This is a genomic window from Streptomyces xingningensis (assembly GCF_054957865.1).
On the sequence record NZ_JBDJPF010000143.1, the window covers coordinates 1 to 3,372 of the forward strand.

A 3,372-nucleotide genomic window follows, 5' to 3' on the forward strand; every position below is an offset into this window, starting at 1 on the left:
GGGGGGGGGGGGGGGGGGGGGGGGGGGGGGGGGGGGGGGGGGGGGGGGGGGGGGGGCGGGGCCCCCCCCCCCCCCCCCACCCCTGGTTCCGCGCCGGTAGGCCCCGGTTCCGCAACCGGGGCCTACGGAAGGGGAATTGGGCGTCAGCTGCCGACCGTGATCTGCGAGGAGGGGTCGGTGGTGTCGGTGACGTCATAGACGGCGTTGAACGTCGAGGACGTGGAGGCCGTCGGGCAGCCGAAGCCGCCGGTGACGTTCACCGGGACGTTCGCGTTGGTGACGGTGATCTGCGACGGAGCGCCATTGGTGAAGGCGCTGTCGAAACTCGCCGGCGCGCTGGGCGCAGCGGTCACCGTGCAGGTGGCCAGGCCGCTGGACTGCAGTACGAAGCCGCCGGTGGGAATGGTCAGCGACGCGTTGATCGGGGAGCCGTTCTGCATCGAGACGCCCCAGGTGCCGGAAGTGGTGATGGCCACGTCCACGCCCGGCATATTGGCGGAGCAGTTGGTGTAGGTGGGCGGGTTGAGCGTACTGGCGACCGGCCCCGCGGGGTTGAAGTTGCCCGGTGCCGCGGGCACTTGGTTGTTGCTGCCGCCGCTCGGCTGGGAGCTGGAGGTCGTACACGTCACCGTGAGCGCACCGATCTGGAAGGTGGCCGAACCGTTGAGCGTGGCCGCGAAGGAGTGCCCCGCGGGGGTGACGGTGGTCGACCCGGCGTCATGGGTACGGGCGGTCGCGGTGCCCGAACCAACCAGAGTGAGAGCGGCGCCGACGGCTAAGCCGGCACCGGCGGCGAGTACAGCACGGGTGCGGGATCTGCGCACAGTCATGGCGACTCCTTGGGAGGGAGGTGCTCGTGGGGGTGCTGGTGCACGGGGGCGGGGCCTGGAGCGGCCTCGGACTCATTGGCCATGAGCCCGGGCGCGGGCCCCTCGGCCCCCGCGAACCCCTCGGACCCGGCGGGCCCGCTGGGTCGATCCGGTGGTTCCGGTGGTTCCGGTGGTTCCGGCGGTATGGCGTCGAGCCCGGTGTCCGCCGCGGTGTCCGGCTTGGCCGACGGCAGCGGCTGCCACGCGAAGATCATGCTGCCGCCGAGCACACCGAGGATGGTGCCCAGCAGGAAGCCGCCCAGGTTGGAGAGAACCAGAGCGGCCGCCGCACACATCACGGTCACGATCCCGGCGAAGATGCGGTAGAGCGGCGCGAACCACGCGCTCAGGCCCAGCATGATCATGATCAGGCCCATGAGGATCGACAGGACGCCGGTGATCCCCTGCATGAGCATGACCTTGACCGGGCCGAGCGGGATGGCGCAGATCTCCGCCCCGGCGAGGATGGACATCAGGCCGCCCCAGAAGGGGCGGCCCTTGCGCCACTGCCGCCAGGTGCGCCACGGGTGACGCTGCTCACGGACGGGCTCGGTGCCTACTGCCACGTCAGAAGCACTCGTCCTTGCCCTTGGAGAGACCCAGCTTCAGACCGGCGAGCTTGAAGGTGCCGGCGCTGGTCGCCCGGGCGACCTGGTGCAGGTTGTTGATCTTCACGGTCCTCGACTGCTGGGCGAAGGCGTCCTGCAGGCCCTTGGCGGTCTTGGGCCCCTTGTCGAGGATGGAGGCGTCGCGGCCGATCTCGATGTCCTCGAATTCGGCATTGCCCTCGAGCTGAGTGGCGTCGACGAAGAGGTCGGTGGCCTTGACCGGTGTGTCACCGCCACCGGCGTGCAGCTTCAGCGTGATATCACCGAACGGGCCCAGATGGGTCACCACCGACTGGCACAGGTTGTACAGCTTGGCGTCCTTGATGGCGGTGACGGCGACGGGGATGATCTCCTTGCGGACCGTCCCGTCCACCCCGCCGTACTGGGCGAAGCCCTCGCCCTTCAGGCTGTCCGCCGAAACCTTGAAGTCCTGGCCCGATACGGCGAACGAGGCGGCCAGCGCCCCTTGGGCGAGCGCCACGGCCAGTGCGGCCGTGGCCGCGAACCCGGGCACGGCCAGCACGGCGAACTTCCGCCATCTGACGCGTCCCGTCACCTGTCTTCCCTGAGCATCCTTCATGCTGTGCTGTCCGTCCCCTCGGTGAGCGGTGGGGCAACGCCGCCGGCGCTTGCCGTCCGGCGTTGCCGGTGTGGTGGCGTGGTGCGTGGGGAGCTGGTGCTGTGGTGCTTAAACGTGCCGAGGACGGCATGTAGGGGGCAATCGCCGCATCAGGGGTGCGATATGGCGAACGCGTGTAGTACGAACATGCCGCCCCAGAAAGGTGTACCCGAGAGTAAGTGTGTCGCTGGCCACTGGCAAGAGTCGGGACCGGGACTGATGGCGGTCGCGCACAGGGGAGTTGAGCCGTTCAGTGGGTCACGCCCGTTCGGGCGGCGAGGACGGCGGCCTGGGCGCGGTTGGTCGTGCCGAGTTTGGTGAGAATCGGCCCATGAGTCTCCTCGTGCATACCTTTGTCTACGACGCCGACGGCGGTCGCGACTTCCTGGAAGACCCCGAGTACGGCAACACCCTGGCCGGTTTCGAGAGCACCCGGACCCGGCTGTGGGGATCCGAGGCGATTCGGGCCTTGGGCTCCCGGTTCTTCGCACAACTTGACGGCGACGACCTCTACGTTGAGCGGGACGAGATCGATGACTTCCTCGCCGAGTGTGAGGTAATCCGTGCGCACCTCAACCACCTTGCTGGACAGGGCGGTTACAACGCCGACTACGTCACCAAGCGCTTCGACAACATCGTTGCCGCCGCGCTGCGAGCCAGAGCCGAGGGTGGTGGGATCGTGGTCTGGTAACGGTGATCAATTTTCAATGGCACATGGCGCCGACCAAGATCGCGACTTGGGGTGGGCTGCCCGGGCAACGCCGGTGGTGGAACAGCGGGTTCGAGAGGTGCGGGGCATGTATCCGGATGTCACCATCCGAGTGAGGCGGCCTGATTGAGCTACGTATTCCTGGTCGGGGAAGACATGGTCTGGAGCCCGGCAAGAACGGTCGGGGAACTGTACGTCGGCATGCTCGCAGTAGCTGCCGACGTGCTGAAGCAACCCACTGGGCCGGGCCCTGATCTCGGGGAGGTGTACGAGATCGACATGATCGCCTTCGAGGCGTTCCTGAAGGAGCTGCTGGCCTTCCGAGCCGAGAGCTATCACCAGTATCTGTGGATGCTCGTCGATGGTGTGCTGCCGATCTCGATTGCCATGTTTGAGCGTGGCGGCGGTGCCATCACCGGTGAGACGGATCGGCAGAACGAGTACCTTGCCGAGGTCCACAGGATGGATCTCCCGATGCAGAAGTAGGCACCATTCCGGGGGCGGGGGGGGGGGGCGGGGCGGGGCCCCCCCCCCGGGGGGGGGGGGGGGGGGGGGGGGGGTATCCGG

The 3,372-nt window shown here is 68.3% G+C and carries 5 protein-coding genes; 2 read left to right on the forward strand and 3 right to left on the reverse strand.

Annotated elements, in window-relative coordinates:
* Window positions 1–143: 143 nt before the first annotated feature.
* From ABCR83_RS32455 to ABCR83_RS32465, 3 genes are read right to left on the reverse strand one after another with little or no spacing between them, the layout of a single operon-like run.
* On the reverse strand, window positions 144–830 hold the full coding sequence (locus tag ABCR83_RS32455) for a hypothetical protein (protein ID WP_462698852.1): 687 nt from the start codon (window positions 828–830) through the stop codon (window positions 144–146).
* Complete coding sequence (locus ABCR83_RS32460) at window positions 827–1,435, reverse strand: DUF6114 domain-containing protein (protein WP_462698853.1); 609 nt, start codon at window positions 1,433–1,435, stop codon at window positions 827–829. Before ABCR83_RS32460 ends, ABCR83_RS32455 begins: the two co-directional genes overlap by 4 nt.
* A gap of 1 nt (window position 1,436) precedes the next feature.
* On the reverse strand, window positions 1,437–2,057 hold the full coding sequence (locus tag ABCR83_RS32465; protein ID WP_462698854.1) for a DUF6230 family protein: 621 nt from the start codon (window positions 2,055–2,057) through the stop codon (window positions 1,437–1,439).
* 370 nt (window positions 2,058–2,427) lie between these two features.
* Between ABCR83_RS32465 and ABCR83_RS32470 the strand changes: the two genes are divergently transcribed.
* Window positions 2,428–2,787, forward strand: a complete 360-nt coding sequence (locus ABCR83_RS32470; RefSeq protein WP_462698855.1) for a hypothetical protein — start codon at window positions 2,428–2,430, stop codon at window positions 2,785–2,787.
* A gap of 144 nt (window positions 2,788–2,931) precedes the next feature.
* Window positions 2,932–3,291 carry a DUF6086 family protein gene (locus ABCR83_RS32475; protein WP_462698856.1) on the forward strand — a complete coding sequence of 120 codons (360 nt, stop codon included), beginning with the start codon at window positions 2,932–2,934 and terminating at the stop codon, window positions 3,289–3,291.
* The last annotated feature ends 81 nt before the right edge of the window (window positions 3,292–3,372 follow it).

Excerpts from the sequence above, each read along its gene's own strand:
- ABCR83_RS32470 (WP_462698855.1), top strand. The coding sequence starts at position 2,428 with ATGAGTCTCCTCGTGCATACCTTTGTCTACGACGCCGACGGCGGTCGC.
- ABCR83_RS32455 (WP_462698852.1), bottom strand. The coding sequence starts at position 830 with ATGACTGTGCGCAGATCCCGCACCCGTGCTGTACTCGCCGCCGGTGCC.
- ABCR83_RS32465 (WP_462698854.1), bottom strand. The coding sequence starts at position 2,057 with ATGAAGGATGCTCAGGGAAGACAGGTGACGGGACGCGTCAGATGGCGG.